26 protein-coding genes and 1 tRNA gene are annotated in these 25,807 nt (G+C 71.5%); 20 read left to right on the top strand and 7 right to left on the bottom strand.

Annotated features, from left to right (window positions below):
• Positions 1 to 10: 10 nt before the first annotated feature.
• Positions 11 to 238: a hypothetical protein gene (locus HS109_06015; GenBank protein ID MBE7521925.1), complete on the bottom strand. Its 228-nt coding sequence runs from the start codon at positions 236 to 238 to the stop codon at positions 11 to 13.
• 7 nt (positions 239 to 245) lie between these two features.
• A complete protein-coding gene (locus tag HS109_06010) occupies positions 246 to 1,667 on the bottom strand; it encodes an FAD-binding oxidoreductase (GenBank protein ID MBE7521924.1) in 1,422 nt (473 codons plus the stop codon).
• Positions 1,668 to 1,715: 48 nt separating this feature from the next.
• On the opposite strand from HS109_06010, the gene HS109_06005 reads away from it, so the two are divergent.
• Together HS109_06005 and HS109_06000 are read left to right on the top strand one after the other, a co-directional pair.
• Positions 1,716 to 2,099 carry a hypothetical protein gene (locus HS109_06005; protein ID MBE7521923.1) on the top strand — a complete coding sequence of 128 codons (384 nt, stop codon included), beginning with the start codon at positions 1,716 to 1,718 and terminating at the stop codon, positions 2,097 to 2,099.
• A 43-nt stretch (positions 2,100 to 2,142) separates the two neighbouring features.
• The gene (locus HS109_06000; protein MBE7521922.1) at positions 2,143 to 2,772 is read left to right on the top strand and encodes a YbhB/YbcL family Raf kinase inhibitor-like protein; all 630 of its coding nucleotides are present in this window, start codon (positions 2,143 to 2,145) and stop codon (positions 2,770 to 2,772) included.
• A 67-nt stretch (positions 2,773 to 2,839) separates the two neighbouring features.
• On the opposite strand, the gene HS109_05995 is transcribed toward HS109_06000, so the two are convergent.
• Complete coding sequence (locus tag HS109_05995; GenBank protein ID MBE7521921.1) at positions 2,840 to 4,780, bottom strand: M61 family metallopeptidase; 1,941 nt, start codon at positions 4,778 to 4,780, stop codon at positions 2,840 to 2,842.
• On the opposite strand from HS109_05995, the gene HS109_05990 reads away from it, so the two are divergent.
• From HS109_05990 to HS109_05940, 11 genes are read left to right on the top strand one after another with little or no spacing between them, the layout of a single operon-like run.
• Complete coding sequence (locus HS109_05990; protein MBE7521920.1) at positions 4,779 to 5,399, top strand: isoprenylcysteine carboxylmethyltransferase family protein; 621 nt, start codon at positions 4,779 to 4,781, stop codon at positions 5,397 to 5,399. The genes HS109_05995 and HS109_05990 overlap by 2 nt on opposite strands.
• Positions 5,400 to 5,412: 13 nt before the next feature.
• Positions 5,413 to 6,324 (top strand): hypothetical protein, encoded by a 912-nt coding sequence (locus HS109_05985; protein MBE7521919.1) that lies wholly within the window; start codon positions 5,413 to 5,415, stop codon positions 6,322 to 6,324.
• Between the two features lies 1 nt (position 6,325).
• Positions 6,326 to 7,615: a hypothetical protein gene (locus HS109_05980; protein MBE7521918.1), complete on the top strand. Its 1,290-nt coding sequence runs from the start codon at positions 6,326 to 6,328 to the stop codon at positions 7,613 to 7,615.
• A complete protein-coding gene (locus HS109_05975) occupies positions 7,612 to 8,787 on the top strand; it encodes a hypothetical protein (protein ID MBE7521917.1) in 1,176 nt (391 codons plus the stop codon). Before HS109_05980 ends, HS109_05975 begins: the two co-directional genes overlap by 4 nt.
• On the top strand, positions 8,784 to 9,539 hold the full coding sequence (gene fabL, locus HS109_05970) for an enoyl-[acyl-carrier-protein] reductase FabL (protein ID MBE7521916.1): 756 nt from the start codon (positions 8,784 to 8,786) through the stop codon (positions 9,537 to 9,539). Before HS109_05975 ends, fabL begins: the two co-directional genes overlap by 4 nt.
• Positions 9,536 to 10,294, top strand: coding sequence for a 3-oxoacyl-ACP reductase FabG (locus HS109_05965; GenBank protein MBE7521915.1), 759 nt, complete (start codon positions 9,536 to 9,538; stop codon positions 10,292 to 10,294). The genes fabL and HS109_05965 overlap by 4 nt, the downstream gene beginning before the upstream one ends.
• A 5-nt stretch (positions 10,295 to 10,299) precedes the next feature.
• Positions 10,300 to 10,725, top strand: coding sequence for an acyl carrier protein (locus HS109_05960; GenBank protein ID MBE7521914.1), 426 nt, complete (start codon positions 10,300 to 10,302; stop codon positions 10,723 to 10,725).
• Positions 10,726 to 10,741: 16 nt separating this feature from the next.
• Positions 10,742 to 11,548: a hypothetical protein gene (locus HS109_05955; protein MBE7521913.1), complete on the top strand. Its 807-nt coding sequence runs from the start codon at positions 10,742 to 10,744 to the stop codon at positions 11,546 to 11,548.
• Positions 11,545 to 12,894, top strand: coding sequence for a beta-ketoacyl-[acyl-carrier-protein] synthase family protein (locus HS109_05950; GenBank protein MBE7521912.1), 1,350 nt, complete (start codon positions 11,545 to 11,547; stop codon positions 12,892 to 12,894). The genes HS109_05955 and HS109_05950 overlap by 4 nt, the downstream gene beginning before the upstream one ends.
• On the top strand, positions 12,891 to 14,162 hold the full coding sequence (locus tag HS109_05945) for a beta-ketoacyl-[acyl-carrier-protein] synthase family protein (GenBank protein ID MBE7521911.1): 1,272 nt from the start codon (positions 12,891 to 12,893) through the stop codon (positions 14,160 to 14,162). The genes HS109_05950 and HS109_05945 overlap by 4 nt, the downstream gene beginning before the upstream one ends.
• Before the next feature lie 22 nt (positions 14,163 to 14,184).
• The gene (locus HS109_05940) at positions 14,185 to 15,426 is read left to right on the top strand and encodes a 4'-phosphopantetheinyl transferase superfamily protein (GenBank protein ID MBE7521910.1); all 1,242 of its coding nucleotides are present in this window, start codon (positions 14,185 to 14,187) and stop codon (positions 15,424 to 15,426) included.
• 30 nt (positions 15,427 to 15,456) lie between these two features.
• Here the strand turns inward: HS109_05940 and HS109_05935 are convergent.
• Positions 15,457 to 15,532: transfer RNA gene (locus HS109_05935), tRNA-Arg, on the bottom strand.
• 133 nt (positions 15,533 to 15,665) lie between these two features.
• Between HS109_05935 and HS109_05930 the strand changes: the two genes are divergently transcribed.
• Positions 15,666 to 16,361 (top strand): DUF599 domain-containing protein, encoded by a 696-nt coding sequence (locus tag HS109_05930; GenBank protein ID MBE7521909.1) that lies wholly within the window; start codon positions 15,666 to 15,668, stop codon positions 16,359 to 16,361.
• On the opposite strand, the gene HS109_05925 is transcribed toward HS109_05930, so the two are convergent.
• Entirely contained in the window at positions 16,282 to 16,980 is a 699-nt protein-coding gene (locus tag HS109_05925) for a DNA-3-methyladenine glycosylase I (protein ID MBE7521908.1), read from the bottom strand. The genes HS109_05930 and HS109_05925 overlap by 80 nt on opposite strands.
• Before the next feature lie 48 nt (positions 16,981 to 17,028).
• Here HS109_05925 and HS109_05920 point away from each other — a divergent pair, with 48 nt between their 5' ends.
• The 3 genes from HS109_05920 (at position 17,029) to HS109_05910 (ending at position 19,788) form a co-directional block, all read left to right on the top strand.
• The gene (locus HS109_05920; protein MBE7521907.1) at positions 17,029 to 17,742 is read left to right on the top strand and encodes a leucyl/phenylalanyl-tRNA--protein transferase; all 714 of its coding nucleotides are present in this window, start codon (positions 17,029 to 17,031) and stop codon (positions 17,740 to 17,742) included.
• Positions 17,739 to 18,473, top strand: coding sequence for an arginyltransferase (locus tag HS109_05915; protein ID MBE7521906.1), 735 nt, complete (start codon positions 17,739 to 17,741; stop codon positions 18,471 to 18,473). Before HS109_05920 ends, HS109_05915 begins: the two co-directional genes overlap by 4 nt.
• Positions 18,474 to 18,867: 394 nt before the next feature.
• Positions 18,868 to 19,788 carry a crotonase/enoyl-CoA hydratase family protein gene (locus HS109_05910; GenBank protein MBE7521905.1) on the top strand — a complete coding sequence of 307 codons (921 nt, stop codon included), beginning with the start codon at positions 18,868 to 18,870 and terminating at the stop codon, positions 19,786 to 19,788.
• 143 nt (positions 19,789 to 19,931) lie between these two features.
• Here the strand turns inward: HS109_05910 and HS109_05905 are convergent, their stop codons facing one another.
• Positions 19,932 to 22,139 (bottom strand): response regulator, encoded by a 2,208-nt coding sequence (locus tag HS109_05905; protein MBE7521904.1) that lies wholly within the window; start codon positions 22,137 to 22,139, stop codon positions 19,932 to 19,934.
• 255 nt (positions 22,140 to 22,394) lie between these two features.
• Here HS109_05905 and HS109_05900 point away from each other — a divergent pair, with 255 nt between their 5' ends.
• The gene (locus HS109_05900; GenBank protein ID MBE7521903.1) at positions 22,395 to 23,282 is read left to right on the top strand and encodes an alpha/beta fold hydrolase; all 888 of its coding nucleotides are present in this window, start codon (positions 22,395 to 22,397) and stop codon (positions 23,280 to 23,282) included.
• Positions 23,283 to 23,296: 14 nt separating this feature from the next.
• On the opposite strand, the gene fabZ is transcribed toward HS109_05900, so the two are convergent.
• Positions 23,297 to 23,752: a 3-hydroxyacyl-ACP dehydratase FabZ gene (gene fabZ / locus HS109_05895; protein MBE7521902.1), complete on the bottom strand. Its 456-nt coding sequence runs from the start codon at positions 23,750 to 23,752 to the stop codon at positions 23,297 to 23,299.
• 225 nt (positions 23,753 to 23,977) lie between these two features.
• On the opposite strand from fabZ, the gene HS109_05890 reads away from it, so the two are divergent.
• Positions 23,978 to 24,730 (top strand): electron transfer flavoprotein subunit beta/FixA family protein, encoded by a 753-nt coding sequence (locus HS109_05890; protein MBE7521901.1) that lies wholly within the window; start codon positions 23,978 to 23,980, stop codon positions 24,728 to 24,730.
• A gap of 54 nt (positions 24,731 to 24,784) precedes the next feature.
• Positions 24,785 to 25,723: an electron transfer flavoprotein subunit alpha/FixB family protein gene (locus HS109_05885; protein MBE7521900.1), complete on the top strand. Its 939-nt coding sequence runs from the start codon at positions 24,785 to 24,787 to the stop codon at positions 25,721 to 25,723.
• The last annotated feature ends 84 nt before the right edge of the window (positions 25,724 to 25,807 follow it).

Genomic DNA, 25,807 nt, shown 5'->3' with positions numbered 1-25,807 from the left:
CGCAGGGGCGTTACGATCGCGGCAGGCAGCCGGGTTCCCGGCACCGGAAGCCGTCCGTGGCCTCGACCGCGTCCGCGCGCGGCAGGAACACCCCGCAGTTCGTGCAGCGCACCATCGGCCCTCCGATGCCGCGCGCGGCGTCCTCTCCGCGCCGCTTCTTCGCCTGCGCGGACGAGTAGAGGCGCACCGCTAGGAGCACGACGAAGGCGAGAACGATCCAGAAGATCAGCCGGCCCATGTCAGGATCACAGCACCTTTCCCGGGTTGAGGATACCCGCGGGGTCGAGCGCCGCCTTGATTCGCTTCATGACGGCGATTTCCAACGGCGCCTTGGTGCGGACGAGTTCCGCGCGCTTCAACTGGCCGATGCCGTGCTCGGCCGAGATCGACCCCCCGCGGGCGGCGACGAGGTCGTGCACGATCCGCTGCGCGCGCTCGAGGTTCGCGGGGGCGATGAACGACGCGTGCTCCGTCCCCTCGGGCGCCGAGAGGTTGTAGTGCAGGTTGCCGTCGCCCAGGTGACCGAAGACCACGAAGCGCACGCCCGGGAACGCGGCCGCGAGCCTTCGCTCCGCCTCATCGAGGAAGCCGGGGATGGCCGACACCGGCAACGCGATGTCGTGCTTGAGGTTGGGGCCTTCGCGCCGCTGCCCCTCCGAGATGTTCTCGCGCGCCGACCACATCGCCGCGGCCTGCGCTCCGGAGCGCGCCACCGCGGCGTCGCGCGCCTCGCCGCGTTCGATCGCGTCGGCGAGCATCGCCTCGACGCGTTCCGCGAGCCGCGGATCCTCGGCGCTGTCGTCGGCCTGCAGGAGCGCGTACCACGGATGGCCGGGCAGCGGGTCGGGCGTGCCCGGATGGTGCTTGCGCGAGAGGCCGAGCGCGATGTCGCTCATCAGTTCGAATCCGACCAGCCGGTCGCCGAGCGCCTGCTTCGCGCGGCGCAACAGGCGCACCGCATCGGCCACGCTCGCGAGCGCGGCGAGCGCGGTCGTTCGTGTACGCGGCGCGGCGTGGAGCGCGAGGACCGCCGCGGTCAGGATGCCGAGCGTGCCCTCGGCGCCGATGAACAGGTGCTTCAGGTCGTAGCCGGTGTTGTCCTTGCGCAGCGAGCGCTGGAGGTCGAGGACGCTGCCGTCGGCGAGCACCACCTCCACGCCCAGCACGAGGGCACGCGCATTGCCGTAGCGCAGCACGGCGGTGCCGCCGGCGTTGGTGGCGAGGTTGCCGCCGATCGTGCAGGAGCCCTCGGAGGCGAGCGACAGCGGAAACGCGAGGCCGGCCTCCTGCGCCACGGTCTGCACGGCGGCGAGCGTGGCGCCGGCCTCGACGGTCAGCGTCGCGTTGTCGGCGTCGACCGACCGGACCCGGTTCATGCGGGCGAGCGAGACGACGACCTCGTCGCCGCGCTCGCGTGGCGTGGCGCCGCCGCACAGCCCGGTGTTGCCGCCTTGCGGCACGACCGGCGCGCCCGCTGCGGCGCAGGCGCGCACGACGGAGGCTACTTCGGCGGTCGACGATGGCCGCACCACCGCGAGCGCGGCGCCGCGGTAGCGGCCGCGCCAGTCGGTCACGTAGGGCGCGACGTCCGCCGTCGCGGCGAGCAGGTTCGCGCCACCGACGATCGTTGCGAGCCTCGAGAGCAAGGTTGCGCCGCCATCGGCCATGCGCGAGCATATCAGCCGAAGGCCACCTCGACGACGCCCGGAGCCGCCATGACCGCGAATCCCCACGACCCAGCGCCCCCGCCGGGCCTGCCGACGCCCCAGCAGGCGTTCGAGTTCATGCAGCGGATGTGGAATCCGCTCGGCGTCCCGATACCCGGGTTCGCGCCGCCCGGGACGCCCACCGCGGCGCCCGCGCCGGTCGCAGGAGCGATGCCGTTCCCCAACCCCGCGATGATGTTCGCGACGCTCGATCCCGCGGAAGTCGAGCGGAAGTTGGGGGAGTTGCGCGTCATCGAGAACTGGCTCGCGATGAGCCTGTCGATGTTGCAGATGAGCATCAAGACGATGGAGTTGCAGAAGGCATCGCTCGAGGCGCTGCGCGGCGCCGCGCCGAAAGGCGGCGAGGGCAGGCGACAGGCCCCGTCGCGTTGACGAGCGCCCGGAGGAGCGGGCCAACCACCCGGAGGAAACGACGATGAAGCTCGCCACGACCGCATTCGCCGACGGCGGCGCGATTCCCGCCGAGTTCGCATTCGGGAGGCCGGACGCGACGACGCATGTCGCGCTCTCGTCGAACCGCAATCCCGACCTCGCCTGGAGCGGCGCACCCTCCGGCACGCGATCCTTCGCGATCCTGTGCATCGATCCGGACGTGCCCTCGCGCGGCGACGACGTCAACCGTGAAGGGCGCGTGGTGCCCGCGTCGCTGCCGCGGGTCGATTTCTGCCACTGGGTCCTCATCGACCTGCCGGGCTCGCTCAGCGCGATCGCGCGCGGCGAGTACTCCGACGGCGTGACCGCGCGCGGCAAGCCCGGCCCCGCGGCGAAGCACGGGGCACGACAGGGGATCAACGACTACACCGGCTGGTTCGCGGGCGACCCGGCGATGGCGGGCGACTACCACGGCTACGACGGCCCCTGTCCGCCGTGGAACGACGCGATCGTGCACCACTACGCGTTCACGGTCTTCGCCTTGTCGGTCGACCGGCTCGCGGTCGAGGGGCGCTTCGGCCTCGCCGAGGTCCGCCGCGCGATGGGGGGCCACGTGCTCGCCGAAGCGAAGGTCACCGGCCGCTACTCGCTCAACCCCGCGGTGCGCGCCTGACGCGCTCGCCGGGAGCTGCGCTCGTCCGCGGCGTCCGTCGATGGACGACGGGCCCGGTGCACGGGACTCAGCCGCCGTTGAGCCACGCGCGTCGACGCGAGGCGGCGTCGCCGCCGGCGCCGGGGTCGAGCGCGAGCCACGCGGTGTCCTCCGCCGGCTTCGCGAGGACGAGTTCCGTCTCGAAGAGTTCATCGCGACGGAACGCGTGGACCGGAAGCCGATCGCCGGGACGACCGTCGCGCGCGTACGCTTCGAGCCGGTCGGCGGACGCCCGCACGCCGTCCAGCGCCACCAGCACGTCGCCTGCCGCGAGCCCGGCGCCTTCCGCCGCGCCTCCGCGGTACACGTGCTGGAGCCGCAGGTCTCCGGCGAGCGCGACACCGAGCGATGCCCCCGGCGGCTCGCCGTTGCCGGGCGTGCCACCCTTGTCCTTCGCGCCCTGGGCCGGACGGAGCGCGAGCTTCACGCCGTGCTCGGCCAGGAGACCGTCGAGCGGCAACTCGTCGGTGCCATCGACGTACGCGTCGAAGAAGGCCCCGAGGTCGGGGCCGCCGAGTTCCGCGGCGAGCCGCCGCCATCCGTCCTCCGGCACGCCCGTGCCGGTCACGCCATGGCGCTGCCACAGCGCGCGCATCAGCGCGTCGAGCGAGGCGCCCCGGCCGCGCAGCGTGAGGTCGAGCGCGAGCGCGACGAGCGCGCCCTTGGCGTAGTAGCTGACGTTCGCGTTCGGCGTGTTCTCGTCCTGCCGGTAGAACTTGATCCAGGCGTCGAAGCTCGCCTCGGCGACGCTCTGGAGCCGCCGGCCCGGCGTGCGCAGCACCGAGGTCAGCGTGCGCCCGACGAGTTCGAGGTAACTCGCCTCGTCGATCACGCCCGAGCGGACGAGCGCGAGGTCGTCGTAGTACGACGTGATGCCCTCGAACGCCCAGAGCTGCCGCGTGTACGCCTCGCGCGCGAGGTCGTAGGGCGAGAACGCCGCCGGCTTGATGCGCTTGACGTTCCACAGGTGGAAGTACTCGTGGCTCGCGAGCCCGAGGAACGAGCGGTACTCGTCGCCGATGCGCTCGACCGCGCGCGAGGGCAGGGCGCGCCGCGCGCAGACGAGGCTCGTGCTCGTCCGGTGCTCGAGGCCGCCGTAGCCGTCGGGGACGGCGGCCACCTGGAACAGGTAGCGGTCGAACGGCGCGCGCGACGACGGCGCGCCGCCGAAGAGGTCGCACTGCCACTGGCAGATGCGCGCGAGGTCGCGGGAGAGGCGCGCGTGGTCGAAGTCGACGCGACCGCTCACGACCAGGTCGTGCGTCGCTCCGCCGGCCTCGAACGCGAGGTGGCGGAAGTCGGCCATCTCGACCGGATGGTCGACCAGCTCGTCGTAGTTCGAGGCGCGGTAGCGTCCGAAACCCCACGGCGCGGCGCCGTCGCGCGGCAGCGTGGTCGCCACGCGCCAGCGCGCGCCGGCCGCGTGGTCGGGCGCGACGATCTCGACTTCGCACGGAAGCTGCGCCCGGCCTTCGGGCGCGAGGAACACGGCGGACCCGTTGAAGAAGCCGCGGTTCGCGTCGAGGTAGGCGGTGCGCACCGACAGGTCGAACGCGTACACGTCGATCGCGACCGTGACCGGACCCCTGGCCGGGGCGACCTGCCAGGTGTCCTTCGCGATCTTGGCGATGCGCAGCGGTGCCCCGTTCGCGTTCGCGCGCACCGCGACGACGTGCCGCGCGAACTCGCGGATCAGATAGCTTCCCGGCGTCCAGGTCGGCAGCACGAAGCGCTGGCCGCCCCCGTCCGGATCGTCGACCGTGCACTCGATCGTGAAGAGGTGCGCGCGGAGATCGCGCGGCGCGATGCGGTAGCGGACGGTGGACAACGGATCGGACTCCCTGAACGCGGGGCGAGCCCCGGCGGGGCGCACGATTATAGGCGAGGCCGCGGAGCCGTGGGCGCAGGCCGCACCGCTCGCCGACGGTACAATCGGGCCGCTCGCGTCGACCGCACCCGCGGCGCCCATGGACGACCTTCCACTCACCGCCGCCACCGCGTCCGTCTGGATCTACTGGTTCATCGTCGGCGCGATGTCGTGGCGCGTGCGCCGCCGGACCCGCCGGTTCGCCGGCGTCGTCCCCCAGCAGAAGCTCGAGCAGGCGATGTGGTTCGTCTGGGTGCCGATGGTCGTGCTCTGGATGGCGCTGCCGATGATCGCCGGCCACAGCCGCGCGCCGCAACTGTCGGTGCCGGCGTGGGCGCGCGAGGGCGTCTACGCGAACCTGCGCGGCCTCGCGGGGATCGTCGCCGTCGTGGCGCTCGTCGCGACGATCGAGTGCTGGAAGCGCATGGGCAAGAGCTGGCGCATGGCGGTCACGCCCGGCGAGCGCACCGAACTCGTCACCACCGGCATGTACCGTTCGATCCGCCACCCGATCTATGCGCTGTCGATCCTGCTCGTCGCCGCGTGCGCGGTCGTGCTGCCGACCGTCCCGATGATCGCCGTCGCGCTCGTGAACGTCACGCTCCTCCACCTGAAGGCGCGCAACGAGGAGCGCCACCTCCTCGCGGCGCACGGCGAGGTGTATGCCGCGTACCTCCGCTCGACCGGCCGCTTCCTGCCGCGCCTGTTCGCGAGCCGCTAGCATCGTCGCCGCGGTGCTCGCATGCGTGCCGGCGTGGTCCTGTGCGGACGCGGCGCCGCTGCCCGATTGCGCGCGGCCGGAGCGCTTCGCCGCGGCGGCGCTCCCCGCCGACCGCGCCCCGCGGATCGTGCTGCTGCAGGGCTCGCTCGGCATCGTGACGATGGCGCCGTTGGGCGAGTTCCTGGCCGCGATGGGCTACCCGGCGCGCCAGCTCGCCGATCCGCGCACCGGCGAGTTGACCACCGACAGCGATCTCGACGGCCGCGTCCTCGCCGGCATGCTCGCCTGGCAGGTCGAACGCGACGGCGTGCGGCCGATGCTCGTCGGCCACAGCAAGGGCGGTGGCGTGGTGATCGACACGCTGCGCGCGCTCGCGGGTCTCGCCGGTCGGGATCTCCCGGTCGTCGATCCGCGCACCGGCCTCGCGGAGGCGCGTGATGCCATCGTCGATCCGTTGAGCGGCGATGCGATTCGCGTGACGGACCTGCGACTCCCCTATGCCGCCGCGATCGCCACCGGGCGGTTGCCGCGCTACCTGCGCGGGCAGTTCGAACTCGCGCGGGTGCTGCGCGAGATTCCGGACAGCGTTCGTCGGTTCACCGGCTTCACGATTCCATTCGATCCGATCGCCGGTTCGTTCGCCGGCGACGAAGACCCCTACCGGGCGATCGGCAGCGCGCGGGTCCGCAACGTCGTGCTGCCCGCGGCGACGAGCCACATCGGCGCGCCGCTGACCGCGCATCTCGCGCGCGAGCGCGCGACGCGCGAGTTCATCGAGCACTACCGGCCGGGAAGCGATGCGCGCGAACCCGCCGAGGCGGACACGTCGAACCTGATGCTCGCCGCGGAACTGTGGTACGACATCAAGCGCGCGTGGTGCGACGAGGCGGCGCGCGCGGCCCAGCCGCTCCGGTCGCGGAACTGACATGCGCGGCGCGCTGAACCTGTTCCAGGCGACGATGCTGCGGTGGCGGTCGCGCCATCCGTACAACGCGGCGCACGCGGCGCGCGTGGACGCGCCGCTCGACGAGGCGAGGCTGCGCAGCACGGTCGCGGCGACCCTGGAGGCGGCCGGACTCGCCGGATACGTCCTCGATGCTCGGCGCGGTCGCTACGAGTGGAGCGGTGGAGCCGCCGAGGTCGCGCTCGACGTCGTGCGGTCCGCTCCGTCCGTCGACGAATCGCTGCGCGCGACGATCGAACGCACGCTCGAAGCCGCGTTTCCGCGTGACGGCGGCTACTGCCCGTTCCGCTTCCACGTCGTCGTCGACGTCGATGCGTTCTGGCTCGTGCTCGCCTACGACCACCTGATCGCGGGCGGCGATTCGGCGGCGGCATTGCTGGGGGCGATCTGCGCGGGCTATCTCGGCGGGCCGCCGCCCGTGCGCCTCGAGCGCCATCCGGCGCGCTACCGGCGTCTCGTGCTCCGGCACCCCTGGCGGTGCGTCGAGGCCGCGGCGCTCCTGCCAAGGCTCGCCGCGCGCGCGAAACGGGCGCGGCGCGCGCCGGGCCTCGAGATACGCGACGGCCGCAACGCGTTCCTGACGGCGAGCCTCGACGCCGCCGCGGTCGAGCGCATGGCCGGCGTCGCGAAGCGCTGCGCCGCGACCCGCAACGACGTGCTGATGGCGGCGGTGGCGCGGGCGGTCGCGCCGCTGCGGCCGGAGCCCGCCCCCGGCGCCAGGCGCTACGAGATCGGCGTCGCGTCGATCGTCAACATCCGCCGCGACTGCGCGGGACCGGCCGGGCGCGTGTTCGGCCAGTTCCTGTCGTCGTTCCGGGCGGCGTACCGCGATCCGGCGGGCGCGCCTTTGGACGACGTCGTGCGCGCGATGCACGCGGAGAGTCGCGACGTCCGCGCGAAGCGCCGCTACCTGCGCTCGCTCCTCGCGATCGCGCTGTCCGGGCTCGCCTGGCGCGTGGTGCGCGACGACATGCGTGATTCGCTGTTCGCGAAGCACTACCCGGTGTGGGCCGGTGTCACCTCGCTGTCGCTCCCCGGCCTGTGGGACGCGATGGCGCCGCAGGCGGGTCGGTGTCCGGAGGGCTACCGCCGCGGCGTGTCGACCGGACCGCTCGCGCCGATCGTCGTCGCCGCGACGTTCACCGGGGCTTCGCTCGAGCTTGGTGTATCCTTCCGCCCCGCCGTCGTCGCGGAGCCGGAAGCGCGCGCTGCGCTCGACCGGCTCGTCGCCTCCCTCCAGCACTTGTCATGATCCGGGTCGCCATCCCCCGAACGCTCGCATGGGCGTTCGTCGCCGCGTGGTTGGTCGCGGGCTGCGCGGCCAGTCCGCCGTTCCCGATCCAACCGATCGAGCCGCGGCCGGGCGAGTTCGCGGCGCTCTCCTCGCAGCGCATCGAGCGCGAACTCGGCGATCGCATCCTCGCGCTCGACCCAGAGCATGTGAGCGCGGACGACGTGGCGCAGGTGCTCGCCGGGGCGCCTGCGCCGCGGATCATGCTGATCCACGGCGGCGTCTATCCGGTGTACCTCGCGATGACCTCGTTCGGCACCTTCCTCGCGGGCATGGGCTATCCGGAGACGCGGATCCGCGATCCCGGCAACGGCGACTGGTCGTACAGTCCCTACGCCTACACGCCGAGGCTCGCGGGCATCGCCGCCTGGCAGTACGAGCAGGACGCGATGCGCCCGATGATCGTCGGCCACAGCCAGGGCGGTCTCTACGTCGTGAAGGTGCTGAGGGAACTCGCCGGCGTCTACCGCTCGTCGCTCGCCGTCTGGAATCCGCTGACCGATGCGGCCGAACCACGCGACACCATCGTCGACCCGTTCTCCGGCAGCGCCCGGCCGGTGATCGGCCTGGTGGTGGCGTACGCTTCGGCGCTCGGCGCGGGGGGCTGGTCGTTCATCCTCCCCAACCAGTGGGACGACTTCCCGGCGCTGCGCACGATTCCCGACACGGTCGTCGAATTCACCGGCTTCGACATCGAATTCGATCCCTTTGCGATGACCTTCCCCGGGACCCGGTTCGCGAACCCGTACGTGGCCGCCGGCACCGCGAAGGTGCGCAACGTCGCGCTGCCCGCGGACACCAGTCACGTGCTCGCCCCGGTCACGGCCGATCTCCTGCAGGACCCCCGCCTGCGCGCCTGGATCGAGTCCTATGTTCCGGGACGTGCGCCCACCCCCGAGGATCCGCCGGAAGCCGCCCGCGGCAGCACGATCTGGGCGGCAGACGTCTGGCACAGCGTCAAGCGGCACTGGGTGCTCGAACTGAAGCGCGTGGTGCGCGCCCAGCGCGACCTCGCGTCCGGCCGGCGATTGGAGGCGGCCGGGTTGGTAAACCCGTCGCGGGCGGCCGGGCGGGAAGGCCCTAGAATGACGGCCCACGCGACCGCAGCGCCTCCCGGCCCGTCCCGTCGATGAACCTTACGCTCGCAGGCAAGACCGCGCTCGTCACCGGAGGCGCGCGCGGTATCGGCCGTGCCACCGCGTTGAAGCTCGCGCGCGCGGGCGCCGACGTCGCGATCAACTACTACAACAGCCACGACGACGCGGAAGCGCTCGCCACCGAGGTGCGCGCGCTCGGCCGCGTCGCGGCGACGATCCAGGGCAGCGTCGGCGATCCACAGAGCGTCGACGAGATGTTCGCTGCTTTCGATGCCGCGTTCCCGCGTCTCGACATCGTCGTGTCCAACGCCGCGTCCGGGGTGCTGAAGCCGGCGATGGAGATGAAGCTCAAGCACTGGCGCTGGTGCATGGAGATCAACGCGTTCGCGCTGGCGCTCCTCGCCCAGCACGCCGCGCCCCGGATGAAGGACGGCGGGCGCATCGTCGCGCTGTCGAGCCTCGGCGCCTACCGAGCGATCCCGAACTACGGGTTCGTCGGAGCCTCGAAGGCCGCGCTCGAGGCGCTCGTGCGCTCGCTCGCGCAGGAACTGGGGCCCGCGGGCATCCGCGTGAACACGGTCAATGCCGGGGTCGTCGACACCGACGCGCTCGGCTACTTTCCCAACCGGGATGCGCTCCTCGCCGAGTACGCGGCGCGCACGCCCGCGGGGCCGACGCTCGCCCCATCCGACGTCGCCGACGCGATCTACCTGCTCTGTCTGCCGGAAGCCGACAAGATCAACGGCACGACGCTCTTCGTCGACGGCGGATTCGCGGTGTCCGGATGAGCGTGCCCTCGGGACTCGCCGGCAGGACCGCGCTCGTGACCGGCGGGAGCCGCGGCATCGGCCGCGCGATCGTCGAACGGCTGGCCGCCGACGGGATGGACGTGACGTTCCTCTACGCGACGAGCGACGAGGCCGCGCGCGAGGTCGTCGACACGGCGCGCGCCGCCGGGAGGCAGGTCGCCGCCGACCGCGTCGACGTGCGCGATCCGGACGCCTGCGTGCAGGCGGTCGAGCGCGTGATCGAGCGCTGCGAGCGCATCGACGTCCTCGTGAACAACGCCGGAGTGATCCGTGATAACCTGCTGGTCGCGCTCGAGCCGGACGACGTGCGCACCGTGCTCGAGACCAACGTCACCGGACTGTTCAACGTGACCCGCGCGGTGGCGCCGCACATGACCGCGCGCCGGTCCGGCTGCATCGTCAACCTGAGTTCGGTCGCCGCGACGCGCGGCGGGCGCGGCCAGTCGAACTACGCGGCGAGCAAGGGAGCGATCGAGGCATTCACGCGGGCGCTGGCGGTCGAACTCGGTCCGCGGCGCATCCGCGTGAACGCGGTGGCACCGGGAGTGATCGATACCGAGATGTCGAAGGACGTGCGCGAACTCGCGGGCGAGGAGGCGAAAAAGCGCATCCTGCTGCGGCGCTACGGAACGGCGGGCGAGATCGCCGACGCGGTGTGGTTCCTCGCGTCGGACCGCGCGAGCTACGTGACCGGCACCGTGCTGCACGTCGACGGCGGATTCAAGATGGAGTGAACACCATGGCCGACAACACCATCACGCAGCAGGACATCGACGCCGTCTATCCGCAGGTCTCGGCGACCATCGCGGACGCGCTCGGGTGCGACGAGGGCGAGGTCGAGCCTTCGAGTTCGCTCATCAACGACCTCGGCGCGGAGTCGATCGACTTCCTCGACCTCGTGTTCCGGCTGGAGCGCGCGTTCAAGATCAAGATCCCCCGCGGCAAGATCGTCGAGGACTCGCGCGGCGCGTTGTCCGAGGCCGAGTTCGAGCAGAAGGGCATCGTGACCGACCGTGGACTCGCCCAGCTCAAGGCGTTCCTGTCCGAGGTCCCCGCCGACCGTTTCCGCACCCCGCTCAAGGTCGCGGAGATCCCGCGCCTCTTCACGGCCGAGACGTTCTGCAAGCTCGTGATCCGCGCACAGCGCTCCGGCACGCCGGGCTGATCGCCTCCGGAACACGATGGCCGGGCGTTTCCGCGCGTTCTCGTTCGTCGATCGCATCGAAGCGCACGCGCCGGGCGCCCCGGTGCGCGGCCGCTACACGGTCCCCGCCGGCGCGTCGCGCTTTCCCGCGAGCCTCGCGGCCGAGGCGCTCGGCCAGCTCGCCGCCTGGGCCGCGATGAGCGCGTTCGACTTCCGGATGCGTCCGGTCGCCGGGCTCGCCGGCGGGACGCGGTACTGCCGTCCGTTCGGCCCGGGCGACACGCTCGAACTCGAGGTCGACATGGAGAGCGCGACCGGAAGCGACGTGGCCTACCACGGAAGGGCGTCGGTCGGAGGCGAGGTCGCGCTGGTCCTCGAACATGCGCTCGGTCCGATGCTGCCCAGCGAGGAGTTCGACGCGCCGGACGCGTTGCGTTCGGACTTCGCGACGCTCACCGGCCCGGGCGCGCCACCGGACCGATTCGCGGGCGTCGACGCGCCCGCGGTCGCCGCCGAGACGATCGACGAGGGCAGCAGCCTTCGCGGGCACCTCGCGATTCCCGCAGGCGCTCCGTTCTTCACCGACCACTTTCCGCGCAAGCCGGTGTTCCCGGCCACGCTGCTGATGGACGCCCTGGGGAACGCGGCGGCGCGCATGGCCGGCGACCGTCATCGCGTGGTCGGCATGCAGGACGTCAAGGTGCGCGTGTTCATGCCGCCGGGCGCGACGCTCGCGGTGGCCGTCGACGTCGACCGCGACGATCCGCTGTCGGCGCGCGTGGTCGCGAAGATGGACGGCCGTCCCGCCGCCACCGCGCGCGTGCGCCTGGAGCGCGACCGATGACCGCGAAGCGCCGGGTGGCGATCACGGGCATCGGGCTCGTGACGCCCGCCGGCAACGACGTCGCGTCGACCTGGGCCACGCTGCGCGCCGGGCGGAGCCAGGGGGCGCCGATCACGATCTTCGACGCGTCGGGGTTCTCGACCCGCATCGCGGCCGAGGTCAAGGGATTCGATCCGCGTGCGGTCATCGACGACCGGCGGCTCCTCAAGTTCGCCAATCGCGCGCACGCCTTCGCGCTCGCGGCGGCCGACCAGGCGATGGCGGACGCGAGTGAGCGACCGACTGCGGCGACACGCGATCGCTGGGGCCTCGCGGTCGGGACCGGGATGATGGGCATGGCCTGGCCGGAACTCTCGACGCTCGGCCTCGCCGCCGGCGACGGCGAAGCGGTCGACCCGGAGCGACTCGTCGCGAGCGACACCGGCGCCGATCCGATGGTGTTCTGCCGCAGCCAGACGACCGCGGGGCTCGCGCTCCTCGGCCGGCGCTTCGGCATCGGCGGCTACGCGACCTCGGTGCACACGGCGTGCGCGTCGGGCGGCCAGGCGATCGGCACGGCGCTCAAGATGATCCGCCGCGGCAGCGTCGACCGCGCGCTCGCGGGCGGATTCGACTCGATGGTCAATCCAGTGGGGCTCGCCGGCTTCTGCCTGCTGGGCGCGGTGTCCGCCGACAACGACGCGCCCGCGCGCGCGAGCCGGCCGTTCGACGCGACGCGCAACGGCTTCGTGCTGGGCGAGGGCGCGGGCTTCGTCGTCCTGGAGGACTGGGATCTCGCGCTGGCGCGCGGCGCGCGGATCTACGCGGAACTCGCCGGCGACGGCAATTCGCTCTCGTCGTACCGGATCACCGATTCGCATCCGTCGGGCGACGGCCCGATCCAGGCGATGCGCTGGGCGCTCGCCGACGCCGGCGCGACGCCCGCGGAAGTCGACTACGTGAACGCGCACGGCACCTCGACGCCGATGAACGACGCCTCGGAGAGTGCGGCGATGCGCGCGGTGTTCGGCGACGACCTCGTGCGCGTGCCGGTCAGTTCGACCAAGAGCACGATGGGTCACCTGATCGCGGCGGCCGGCGCGGTGGAGGCGGTCGTGTGCACGCTCGCGATCCGCGACGGCGTGCTGCCGGTCAACGCCAACTACGCGCACCCCGACCCGGATTGCCCGCTCAACCTCGTCGCCGGGCGGGAGCGTGTGCAACCGGTGCGGGTCGCGCTGTCGAACTCGTTCGGATTCGGCGGCAGCAACAGCAGCCTCGCGTTCCGGCACCCGGACTATCCGGCCGCGCCGGCCCGTTCCGTGCATCTGCCGCCGGCGGCCCGCGACGCGAAGGGGGCCGCATGACCCCCGCGGTCGTCGTGACCGGCATGGGCGCGATCTGCGGAGCGGGCCGCTCGCCCGCGGAGATCGTCGATGCGATGGTCGCGGGCAGGAGCGCGCTCGCGCCGATCACCTCGTTCGACGTGACGCACTTCCCGCGGCCGATCGCCGCCGAAGTCGCCGACTACAACGCCGCAGCACTCGCCGGCGACCGCAAGCTCCTGAAGGTCATCCGGCGCACCGACGTGTTCGGGCTCTACGCGGCGGGGGAGGCGGTGCGCGCGTCGGGCCTCGCCGCGCACCGCGACGGCCTGGGCGAGGACGATGCGGCGCGCTACTCCGAGCGCACGGCGCTCTACGCGGGCTCCGGCGGCGGCAACTTCCAGAACCAGTACGACTACTTCCCGCTGATCGGCGAGACCGGCGCGGACCTCCCCGCGTTCGGCCGCGAACTCGGCAGCGGCGTCAACCCGATGTGGCTCCTGAAGTCGCTGCCGAACAACGTGCTCTGCCACGTCGGCATCCGCTTCGGCCTCAAGGGGCCGAACGCCTGCATCACCAACCACAGCGTCAGCGGCATGCTCGCGATCGTGGAGGCCGCGGCGGGGCTCGCCAACGGCGAGGCCGATCGCGCCGTCGCCATCGGCCACGACACGCCGATCGAGCCGCAGAACGTCTTCTACTACCACGGCGCGGGGCTGCTCGCGAAGTCGTCGCTGCGGCCGTTCGATGCGTCGCGCGACGGCAGCCTGATGGGCGAGGGCGCAGGCGCCGTCGTGGTGGAGACCGCGGAGTCCGCGGAACGGCGGGGCGCCCCGGTGCTGGCCCGCGTCTTGGGCGCGGGCCACGCGACCGAGAGCGAGGGACTGCTCGCGATCCGTGACGACGGCGACGGACCGGCGCGCGCGATCCGCGCGGCGCTGGACTCGGCCGGCGTCTCCGCGGGCGAGGTCGGGATGATCGTCGCGCATGGCAACGGCACTCCGGCCTCCGACCGCTCCGAGGCGCGCGGCATCCTCGACGTGTTCGGCGCGCACGCGCCTCCGGTGACCGCGTTCAAGTGGGCGATCGGCCACCTGATCGCGGCGGCCGGGGCGATCGAGACCGTGCTCGCGATCGAGGCGCTGGGCCGCGGCGTCGTGCCGGGCATCCCGGTGCTCGAGCGCATCGACCCCGAGTTCGCGGCACTGCCGGTCGCGCGCGAGACGCGTACGTCCCGGAGCGGGATCGCGCTCGTCCTCTCGCGCGGGTTCGGGGGCACCGACGCGGCGCTCGTGGTCGAGCGCGCCTGACGCGCCGGATCCCGGGCCGCGCATGTCGAGCGAGGCTCCCGCCGCGCCGGCCGGCGAGCATTGCGGCATCGACACCATCGAGATCGCGCGCGTCGCGCGTCTCGTCGAGGCCAACGACGAAGCTGCGCTGGCCCGTCTCTTCTCGGCGCGCGAACTCGCCGACGCGGGCGAGGGTCCCGGCCGCGCGGCCTCGCTCGCGGCACGCTTCGCCGCGAAGGAGGCGTGCCTCAAGCTCTTTCCGCGCGAGACGGCGCTCGAGACGATCGCCGCCGCGGACTTCGCGGTCGAGCGCGACGCCTACGGCGCGCCGCAGGTCGTGCCGAGCCCGGTCGCGGAGACGGTGATGGGTCGCTACCGGATCGCGCGCATCGCACTGTCGATGTCGCACGACGCGACGCGCGCGAGCGCGGTCGCGGTGGGCGAGCGCGCGGTGCTCGAGGTCCCCGCGATCGGCCGGTTCATCTACCGCTTCCTCCCGTTCCGGCGCGAAGTCGTGCTGGAAAACCTGCGTCGCGTGTACGGCGGGCGCATCGGCGAGGCCGAAATCGTGCGGATCGCGCAGGCGCATTACGCGCACCTCGCGCGCCTCCTCGGGGAGTTCCTGCGCTTCCGGTGGCTCTCGCCCGCGGCCCGGAAGGCGCTCGTCCGGGTCGAGAACCTCGACGAACCCGGCGGGTTGTGGGAGACGCACGCGCGCGGCAAGGGCGTCCTGATCCTGACCGGCCACTTCGGCAACTGGGAGGTCGCGACGATCGCCGGCGTGCAGAAGTATCCGGAGGCGTACGGCCGCTTCCACTTCGTGCGGCGAGCGATCAAGCCGCGCTGGCTGGAGGCGCTCGTCACGCGAAGGTTCGTCCGCGCGGGCTTCGGCGTGCTGCCGAAACGCGGATCGCTCGATGCGCTGTGCGGGCGCCTCGAAGCGGGCGACCTCGTCGTGTTCCCGTTCGATCAGCATGCGCGCGGCCGAGACGCGGTCGTCGTCGACTTCTTCGGCCACCCCGCAGGCACGTTCCGCAGTCTCGCGATCATCGCCCAGGCGACCGGCGCGCCGATCATGCCGGCGTCGTCGTGGCGCGAGACCGACGGCACGCACGTGCTTCGCTTCGAGCGTCCGCTCGAACCGATCGCGAACGAGGATCCGCGCGACGAGGTCGCCGCCGTGACGCGCGCCTGCAATGCCGCGCTCGAGCGCCTCGTCGTCCGCCATCCGGAGCAGTGGTGGTGGGTCCACCGGCGCTGGAAGGGGGCTGCTGAGCAGCGTTGAACGTCGGAGGTCGAACGTCCGACCTTCGGATGGCGCCCCGAACACGAATCGAACGTGCGACCTGCCCCTTAGGAGGGGGCTGCTCTATCCACTGAGCTACCGGGGCGCGCGGGGGCGATTCTACCGGAGCGGGCGCCTTCCTCCGGGACGGCGCGGTGCATCGTGCACAAACCGGCCGCGGGACCGTACACTTCGGGCGCCCGTCATCCCCGAAGCCTCCGGTGCAAGCCCTCGAACCGCTGCTCCTGCAGGTCACGCCCGCCGATGCGCTCGCGCTGGCGTTCTTCCTGGCGGCGTGGTTCGGGTACAGCTTCTACGCCGACCGCGAGATGAACCACGCGCGCGGGCTGCGCGCGCTGATGCACCAGGCGCGGCTCGAGTGGGGGCGGCAGATGGTGGTGCGCGACCAGAAGGTCCTCGACGCCGCGCTGACCGGTCACCTGATCAACAGCGTGACGTTCTACGCGAACACGTCGATCTACATCGTCGCGGCGCTGATCGCGACCGCCGGCGCGCTCGACTCGATCCTGAGTTTCGCGCAGGACCTGCCGTTCGCGGGGCGGCAGTCGCGCCTGATGGTCCAGGCGAAGCTCTTCCTGCTGATCGGCGTGTTCGTGTTCGCGTATTTCAAGTTCACCTGGGCGCACCGCCAGTACACGCTGCTCCTGACGCTGATCGGCGCGACGCCCGACCGCTCCCGCCCGCCCGACGAACTCGAGGACCATGCGCAGAAGTGCGCCCGCATCAACACGCTCGCCGGCGACGAGTTCAACCGCGGCGTGCGCAGCTACTACTTCGGCTTCGCGGCGCTGGGCTGGTTCCTGCACGTGGCGCTGTTCGCCGCGCTCACCTGGCTCATCCTCGTCGTGCTCTGGCGGCGCGACTTCCGCTCGCCGACGACGCGCGCGATCTCCCGCACGCAGCCTCCGGCGTGACGGCGGGGCCCGTCGGGATGGCCACGGCGCGCGCACCCAGGGCGGCGACCTCGCCATGGCGGAAGCAGTCGAGGAGGTGGTCGTTGGTGAGCCCGGCCGCCTGCATCAGCGCGTGGCAGGTCGTGCTCCCGACGAAACGGAAGCCGTGCTTCGCCAGGAGCCTCGCCAGCGCGTCCGACTGCGGGGTGCGTGCGGGGATCCGCTGGCCGGGCGCGTAGCGCGGCTGTCGCGGCAGGCCGTCGACGACCGACCAGACGAGCGCGCGAAGCGAGCCCCCGGCGCGGTGCAATGCCACGAGCGTCCTCGCATTGGCGACGACGCTCTCGATCTTGCCGCGGTGGCGTACGATCGACGGGTCCGCGACCAGGCGGTCGATGCGGCGGGCATCGAACCGCGCGACGCGCGCCGGGTCGAACCCGGCGAACGCCTTGCGGTAGCCGTCGCGCTTCGCGAGGATCGTGCGCCACGCGAGACCGGCCTGCGCGCCTTCGAGCGTCAGGAGTTCGAACAGCGCATCCTCGTCGGTCGTGGGCACGCCCCATTCGCGATCGTGGTAGTCGCGTTCGGCCGCGCTCCCTTCGCACCAGGGGCAGCGTGAGCGTGCGGGTCCATCGCGCATGGCCGCATGATACGGCTTGACCCGCTCGATCGAGCGCACCTTCGTCCCATGCCCATCTGGCTACGCGCCGACGATCCCTTCCCGCCGATCGAGCACGCGCTCGTGGCGCCGAACGGGTTGCTCGCCGCCGGGAGCGAGCTGTCGGCGCCACGCCTCCTCGCCGCCTACCGTCGGGGCATCTTCCCGTGGTACTCCGAGGGCCAGCCGGTGCTGTGGTGGAGCCCCGACCCGCGCATGGTGCTGTTCACCGACGCCTTCCACGTGTCGCGCTCGCTCGCGCGGCGCGTGCGCGAACGGCGATACGAGATCCGCGTCGACACCGCGTTCGAGCGCGTGATCGAAGCCTGCGCCGAACCGCGCGCCGGGCAACAGGGCACCTGGATCACGCCGGCGATGGTCGGTGCCTACACGGCGCTCCATCGCGCCGGCCACGCGCACTCGGTCGAAGCGTGGCGCGGGGACACGCTCGCGGGAGGGCTCTACGGCATCGCGCTCGGCCGGGTGTTCTTCGGCGAGTCGATGTTCGCGCGGGAGTCCGATGCCTCGAAAGTCGCGCTCGTCCACCTCGTCGGGAAGCTCGCGCGCGACGGCGTGCCGCTCGTCGACTGCCAGCAGCAGACGGCCCACCTCGCATCGTTCGGCGCCCGGCCGATCGCCCGGCGCGCGTTTGCGGCGCATCTCGCCCAGTTGATACACTGCGACGCGCCACCGGTCCCCTGGCAGGCGGGGACGATGGCGACCGACGGCACGACGACCCCGTGAGCAAGCTCAACGACCTCCCGCTCGCGTCGCTGCAGTTCTACGCGACCGCGCCGTACCCGTGCAGCTACCTGCCGGACCGGCTCGCGCGCTCGCAGGTCGCCACGCCGTCGCACCTGATCGACACGCGCGTGTACGGCGAACTCGTCCGGCTCGGCTTTCGCCGCAGCGGCGCGTTCACCTACCGTCCGTACTGCGACCACTGCCGGGCGTGCGTGCCGGTGCGCGTGCCGGTGGCGTCGTTCCGGCCGAACCGGACGCAGCGTCGCGTGCAGCGTGCGCACGCGGGGCTCACGGTGACGCGGCGCGAACTGGGCTACGACTCCGAGCACTACGCGCTGTACCTGCGCTACCAGCGCCATCGCCATCCCGGCGGAGGCATGGACCAGGACAGCCGCGAGCAGTACCAGCACTTCCTGCTCCACAGCAACGTCGCCACCGACCTGGTCGAGTTCCGCGAAGGGCGGGATTTGCGGATCGTGAGCCTCGTCGACCGGCTGGCCGACGGCCTCTCGTCGGTCTACACGTTCTTCGAGCCGGGAGCGACGGCGACGAGCTACGGGACCTACAGCATCCTGTGGCAGATCCGGCGCGCGGCCGAACTCGGCCAGCCGTACCTCTACCTGGGCTACTGGATCGCCGAAAGCGCCAAGATGGCGTACAAGGCCTCGTTCCGGCCGATCGAAGGTCTCGTCGACGGTCGGTGGCGGGTGCTCGACGCCTCACCGGCATAGCCGGACCCGCGTCCACCGAGACGCACCGCCGGTCGTCCCCGTCCGCACGGCATGCGTAGCCCGCGGTGAACGCGGCGTGGCGTCGCGCGCCCCGTCGCCGGGGACGCGCCGGGCCATGGGCTGCAGCTTCAGGCGGTGGTGGTTCCCGGGGAGTCGGACCGCTACCGGTAGTGGAAATCGGAGACTGCGGGGTGGTTCGTCGCAGACATATAGTAGGCTACAATATGCAGTAGCATGTTGTTCCTTGGTCGAGTTTCCCCGCGGAATTCCTTGATTCGGCGTAATCCCGGCGATGGACAGTTTGCACCGGCCATTCTTGTTTGCCACAATCCGTGGCGTCCCATCTGCATCCGCCTTCACCCTCGCCACATCTCCTACCCCCAGGGAGCCTTGCATGAACGCCTTTGCCGAAGCCCGCTATCTTTCGCAGCCCCGTTACGACCAGCTCGACACGCGCTTCGACGCCGAGCGCGGCATCTACTGGGCCTGGATGAACCCGCGGCCGCGCGCCTGCTTCAATCGCGATCTGCTCGCCGACCTGTCGGCCTACGTCGACTCGATCGAGAACTCGGGCGGCACGATGGCGGACGAGCGCGGGCGCGTCGCGCCGGTGCACTATGCGGTGATCGCGTCGCGCCTGCCCGGCGTGTTCAATCTCGGCGGCGACCTCGCGCTGTTCCGTGCAGCGATCGAGCGCCGCGAGCGCACGACGCTCGCGCACTACGGCCGCGCCTGCGTCGATGTCCTCTTCCGCTGGTGGAAGAACGCGAACGTTCCGCTGACGACGATCGCGCTCGTGCAGGGCGAGGCGTTGGGCGGCGGCTTCGAGTGCGCGCTCGGCTCGTCGGTGCTGATCGCCGAGGAGGACGCGCGGATGGGATTCCCGGAGGTGTTGTTCAACCTCTTCCCGGGCATGGGCGCGTACAGCTTCCTGTCGCGCAAGGTGGGCCGGCGCACGACGGAGGAGTTGATCACCAGCGGCGCGGTCTACACGGCGCGCCAGCTCTACGACCTGGGCGTGGTCGACGTGATCACGCCGACCGGAACCGGCGAGGCCGCGGTCGAGAGCTACGTGCGCAAGCACCAGCGCTCCGGCAACGGCCGGCGCGGCATCGAGGCGATCGCGAAGGAGATGAATCCGCTCACGCACGAGGAACTCGTGCGCGTCGTCGAAGTGTGGGCCGATGCGGCGCTTCGTCTCACCGAGCGCGATCTCCGGATGATGGACCGGCTGGTGCGCGCGCAGCAGCGGATCCAGGTGCCCGAAGGCGCGGCGACGAACGTCGTGCCGCTCGCCGTCGGTTTCGGCGACTGAGCGACGGCGATGCGGTGTCCGCCGCGCGACGCGGCGGGCATCGGGGCGCGGAGGGACCGGGTCGGGCTCGTCGGCGGGAATGCGGCAGGGCGGCGGGGGGTCGCCGCCGGTTCGCATCCGTTGCCGCCGTCCGTGTCGTGCCGCTACGCGTCGCCGCCGCCCAGCCCCTGCTGCCGGCGTGCGTCGAGGTGCTCGTCGATCGCGAGTCGCGCGCGGTTCGCCGCGCTGACCAGTTCCTCGGTCCAGGGAACCGCGCGCAGCCGCAACTGCTCGTGCGCCGCCTTGTCGATGCGCGAGGCGATCTGGAACAGTTGCATCGCACCGACCGACGCCGCCCCGCCCTTGAGCGCGTGCGCGGCATCCTTCGCGAGGTCATAGCGGCGCGACGCCAGCGCGTCGCCGATCTCGCGCACCAGGCGCTCGGTATCGCCCTTGAAGCCGCGCAGCAGGCGATCGATGAACGACGGGTCGGTGGACAGTTTCACGAGGTCGGAAAGCACCGACGGGTCGAGCGGCGGCGTCTCGACGACCGTGAGCGACGGGCGGTCCTCGACGCGTTCGGGCGGGGGCGCCGCCGCGCGGTCGGCGTCCGTTGCGAGATGGCGCTCGACCGCGTCGAGCAAGAGCGAGGCCCGAAGCGGCTTCGGCATGAACTCCGCGGCGCCGGCGCGTTCGCACTCCGCGATCGCCTCGGTGGTCACGTTCGCCGACAAGATGAGCACCGGGATCGGGCGGGACGTCGTGAAGCGGTAGAGCTTGAGCGCCTCGAGGCCGGACACGACCGGCATCGAGAGGTCGAAAAGCGCGAGATCGAAGCCGCCGCGCTCCAGCGCATCGAGCGCCGCTTCTCCGTTGTCGACCAGGGTCACGAGGTGGCCGCCGCTTTCGAGGATCAGCTGGGCGACGCGCTGGTTGGTCGCGTTGTCCTCGGCGACGAGAATGCGCGCGCCGCGGATCTTGTGCACCTTCGTGCTCGCGCCGCCGGTCGTCGACGCCTGCATCGTCGCCGCGGCGGTGCGCGTCGCGTCGGAGAGGTCGGTCGTGAGGTCCAATCCCCGGGGTTCCGCGTGCGCGAGCGGCAGTTCGAACCAGAAGAGGCTCCCCTTGCCCACGGTGCTCGCGAGCCCGATCCGGCCGCCCATCAGCATCACCAGATGGCGCGCGATCGTCGTGCCGAGGCCGGTGCCGCCATAGACACGCGTGACCGAGTCGTCCGCCTGGGTGAACGGTTCGAAGATCGCCGCCTGTTTCGCCTCGGGGATGCCGATCCCGGTGTCCTGGACCTCGACGCGCACGACCGAGCGCGATTCGCCGTCGTCGGCTGCGCGAACGCGCAGCGAGATCTCGCCGGTCTCGGTGAACTTGACGGCGTTGGACAGGAGGTTGAGCAGGATCTGCCGGATGTGGTGCGCATCGCCTTCGAACCAGCGCGCGGCGGAAGCGTCGATCTCGGTATTGATCGCGAGTCCCTTGTAGCGCGCCTGCGGCAGCATGACCTTGACGGTACCGGTCGCCAGCTTGCCGAGATCGAACGGGCGCACCTCGATCGCGACGCGCCCGGCCTCGATCTTGGCCATGTCCAGCACGTCCTCGATCTGGGCGAGCAGCAGGTTGGCCGAGGTCATCATCGTCTCGACGATCTCGCTCTGCGCTTCGTTCAGGCTGGTCTCGCGCAGCACGTCGGCCATCGCGATGACGCCGTTCAGCGGCGTGCGCATCTCGTGACTCACGTTGGCGAGGAACCGTCCCTTGGCCGCGTTCGCCTCGTCCGCGCGTCGCTTCGCCTCGGTGATCCGCTGCGACAGCACCCCCACGTAGAGCGGGAGGACCAGGAGCGCGATCAGGAAGCCGGTGCCGATGCCCAGGTGCTGCGACCAGAACGGCGAGAGCCAGAGCGCGAGCACGAATCCCAGGATCGCCGCGACCTGCGCCGCGTACAGGTATGCACGCCCGAACCGGAACCCGTTGCCGAACGCGACGAACAGGTACACGCCGAGCAGCACGGCGCCGCCTTCGTCCATCCGGATCAGGCAGTAGGTGACCGCCGCGTTGTCCGCGAGAATGCCCATCGCGCGCCGGATGCGCGACTTTCCGCCCTTGAGGACGCCGGCCAGCAGGAGGGCCGACAGCGCGACGATCGCGCCGCACACCAGCACGAACTCGCGCTCGATCGGGTCGAGCCTGCCATCGCGCCAAACGGTCCACCAGACGTAGACGTAGACGAGCGCGACGATCGAGACCCGCAGGACCGCCTGTTCGAGTTCCGGCCGGTCCGCGCGGGCGAGCAGCGCGCGCAGACGTCCCGGCGGGCTCGGGGACTGCGACACGGGCGGCGGTGAAGGGCGGGCCATCGTGCTCGTCGCGGTCAGTGTGGCATCCTAGCGTGCGGACGCGGGGGAATCGGTGGCGAGCGACAGCGCCCCGGCGTCGCCATTCGCGCCGAGCACGAGGCGACTTCGCGCCGCGGCGTCCGCCGCCCTCGCGGGCAATCGCAGCGAAGCAACCGACGCAAACCGCGATTCAGGCACTTTCGATTCCTCCGTTGCGGCCCACCAGGGCAACGCGGAACAACTCCGGACTCGGCGAGGCCGTCCTCGCCGCAGAACATGGCGCATGCACAGTCCTTCGTCGTGCCTGCCACCGACGGCTTCCCGCTCGGGGCGACCCTCTGGACGTCCTCCGCGGATCCTTCGTCCGCCCACATCGTCGTCGTCAACGCCGGGGCGGGCATTCCGGCCCGCTACTACGATCGCTTCGCGGCCTGGCTCGCCGATCGTGGCGCGCCGACGCTCACCTACGATTATCGCGGCATCGGGTCGTCGTGCCCAGCCAGACTCAAGGGCTTCGAGGCGACGGTCGAGGACTGGGGAAGCAAGGATTGTGCCGCAATCCTCGACGTCATGCGAGCCCGGTTCCCGACATCTAAGCTCACCGTGCTCGGCCACAGCATCGGCGGTTTCGTCGCCGGACTCGCCCCGCGCGGCGAGCACGTCGATCGGCTGGCGCTGGTCGGCGCGCACACCGGGTACTGGCGCGATTACGCTCCGCGGGTTCGCCTGCCGATGTACGCCGCGTGGCACGTCGCGATGCCCTTGCTGGCGCGGTTCACCGGGTATGTTCCGGGCCGTCCGTTCGGACTGCCTTCCGACCTCCCGGCCGGGGTCGCTCGGGACTGGGCGCGCCGGCGCAAGCCCGAGCCCTGGTGGTACCTGAAACGCCCGGACGGATCCCCCGACACCGAACGCATCGCCAACGTCGTCGCGCGCTTCGATGCGTTTCGCGCGAACGCGCTGGTCGTCTCGGTCGGCGACGATCCGTTCGCGACGGAAGAGGCCACCGCGAGGATCGTCGCCCTGTTCCGGAACTGCCGCTTCGAGGAGCGGCGCGTCGATCCCGCGAGAATCGGACTGCCGAAGGTCGGTCACTTCGGCTTCTTCCGCTCGCGGATGCGCGAGACGCTTTGGCCGCTGGTCGGCGATTTCCTCGCGGCGTGAGGCGCGCGACCGGGCTATTCGCGGTCGCGAACCACGACGGTGAGGCGCGTCTCGACGACGAGTTCGCCGTCGACGGTGGCGCGTCCGGTCATCCGCACGACGCCCCGCAGCGCCCGGTCGATCCGGCACTCGAGCGCCAGGGTGTCGCCCGCGTACGCCGGCCGCTCGAAACGCGTGTGGTCGATGCCGGCGAGGTAGGTGATCGAACCGCCCTCCGGCTTCGAGAGACCGGAGCAGAGGCACAGGACGCCGCCGGCCTGCGCCAGCGCCTCCACCACGAGCGTCGGCGGCATCGAGGGCCGCGTGTCCGCGACGTTCTCGAAATACGGTTCGTCGAACGACACGTGCTTGCGCGCGCGGACCCACGCCCCGGCTTCGCATGCGTCGATGTGATCGACGAGCACGAACGGATAGCGGTGGGGAACGTGCTGGAACAGGCGCTGGATGTCGGAGGGTGAGGTGAGGGTCATCGGACCTCCCGCCGGCGTCCGCCGGCACGCGGGGCGCAGTGTAACCGTTCGCGATCCCGGGCCGGCGATATAATCTTCGTCGAATCCCGGTTCGCACCCCTGTCCGCCCTGCACCCGACGAGCGGAGAACGGGAACGCGGGCGCCAACGCCGAATCATCATGCGCTTCGGCCCCGGACTTCGCGATACCCGCCTGCGCCGTCCCACTCCATTCGATCGCCTGCCCATGAAGATCCTCGTTCCGGTGAAGCGTGTCGTCGATTTCAACGTGAAGGTTCGGGTGAAGCCGGACGGTTCGGGGGTGGACACGTCGAACGTGAAGATGTCGATGAATCCGTTCGACGAGATCGCGGTGGAGGAGGCGGTGCGGCTGAAGGAGCGCGGGGTGGCGAGCGAGGTGGTGGTGGTCTCGTGCGGGGTGGCGGCCTGCCAGGAGACGCTGCGCACGGCGCTGGCGATCGGGGCGGACCGGGCGATCCTGGTGCAGAGCGAGGCGGAGTTGCAGCCGCTGGCGGTGGCGAAGCTCTTGGCGGCGGTGGCGAAGCGGGAGTCGCCGCAGGTGGTGATCCTGGGGAAGCAGGCGATCGACGACGACGCGAACCAGGTGGGTCAGATGGTGGCGGCGCTGCTGGACTGGCCGCAGGCGACGTTCGCCTCGAAGGTGGAGATCGCGGGGGGCAAGGCGACGGTGAAGCGCGAGGTCGATGGGGGTCTGGAGACGGTGGAGATGGGTCTGCCGGCGGTGATCACGACCGACCTGAGGTTGAACGAGCCGCGCTACGCGACGCTGCCCAACATCATGAAGGCGAAGAAGAAGCCGCTGGAGACGGTCGACCCGGCGGGTCTCGGGGTGGACGTGGCGCCGCGGCTGGTGACCGTCGAGGTGGTGGACCCGCCGAAGCGCCAGGGTGGGGGCAAGGTGGCCGACGTGGCCGAACTGGTGGCGAAGCTTCGCGACGAGGCGAAGGTGATTTCGTAGGATTCGGCGGCTGCCGGATCGATTGTTCTCACGAGACTTGGCGAAGGTGCTGCGATGATTCTGGTGCTTGCCGAACACGACCACGCCGGGGTGAAGGCGGCGACCCGCCATGCGGTGACGGCGGCGGCGCAGATGGGAGGCCCGATCCACGTGCTGGTGGCCGGGCACGAGGCCGGGGGGGCGGCGCAGGAGGCGGCGGGGATCGCCGGGGTGGCGAAGGTGCTGCACGCGGAAGGGGCGCACTTCGCGCGGCCGACGGCGGAGGACCTGGCGGCGCAGATTCTCGCGCTCGCGGGGGGCTGCACGCACCTGGTGGCGGCGGCGACCGGGACGGGGAAGAACGTGATGCCGCGGGTGGCGGCGAAGCTCGACGTGGCGCAGGTGTCGGACATCACCGCGGTGAAGGGTGCGGACACGTTCGTGCGGCCGATCTACGCGGGCAACGCGTTCGCGACGGTGCGCTCGGGGGACCAGGTCAAGGTGGTGACGGTGCGCACCACCGGGTTCGACGCGGCGGGAGGCGGAGGCAGCGCCCCCGTGGAGGGGATCGCGGCGACCGGGCCTGCGGCGGTGGGGGCGAAGGTGGTGGGGCAGGAGCTCACGAAGTCGGAGCGTCCGGAACTCGCCAGTGCGCGGATCGTGATCTCGGGGGGTCGGGGACTGGGGAGCGGGGAGAACTTCCGCAAGCTCCTGGAGCCGTTGGCCGACCGGCTGAACGCGGCGCTGGGGGCTTCGCGGGCGGCGGTGGACGCGGGCTACGTGCCCAACGACTACCAGGTGGGGCAGACGGGGAAGATCGTGGCGCCGGAGCTCTACATCGCGGTGGGGATCTCGGGGGCGATCCAGCACCTGGCGGGGATGAAGGACAGCAAGGTGATCGTGGCGATCAACAAGGACGCGGAGGCGCCGATCTTCCAGATCGCCGACTACGGGCTGGTGGGCGACCTGTTCGAACTGTTGCCGCAGTTCACCGCCGCGCTGCCGGAGCGTTGATGCGCTGTGCACGCCAGCGTGCGTTTGGAGCGCGCACTCTAGAATCGCCGCGCTACCCTCGCGATCTACGCTTGAACGTCGAGG

Source organism: Burkholderiales bacterium (genome assembly GCA_015075645.1).
Lineage (GTDB): Bacteria > Pseudomonadota > Gammaproteobacteria > Burkholderiales > Casimicrobiaceae > VBCG01.
Note: the sequence above shows the minus strand (reverse complement) of the source record. Positions and strands in the feature narration are given on the sequence as shown.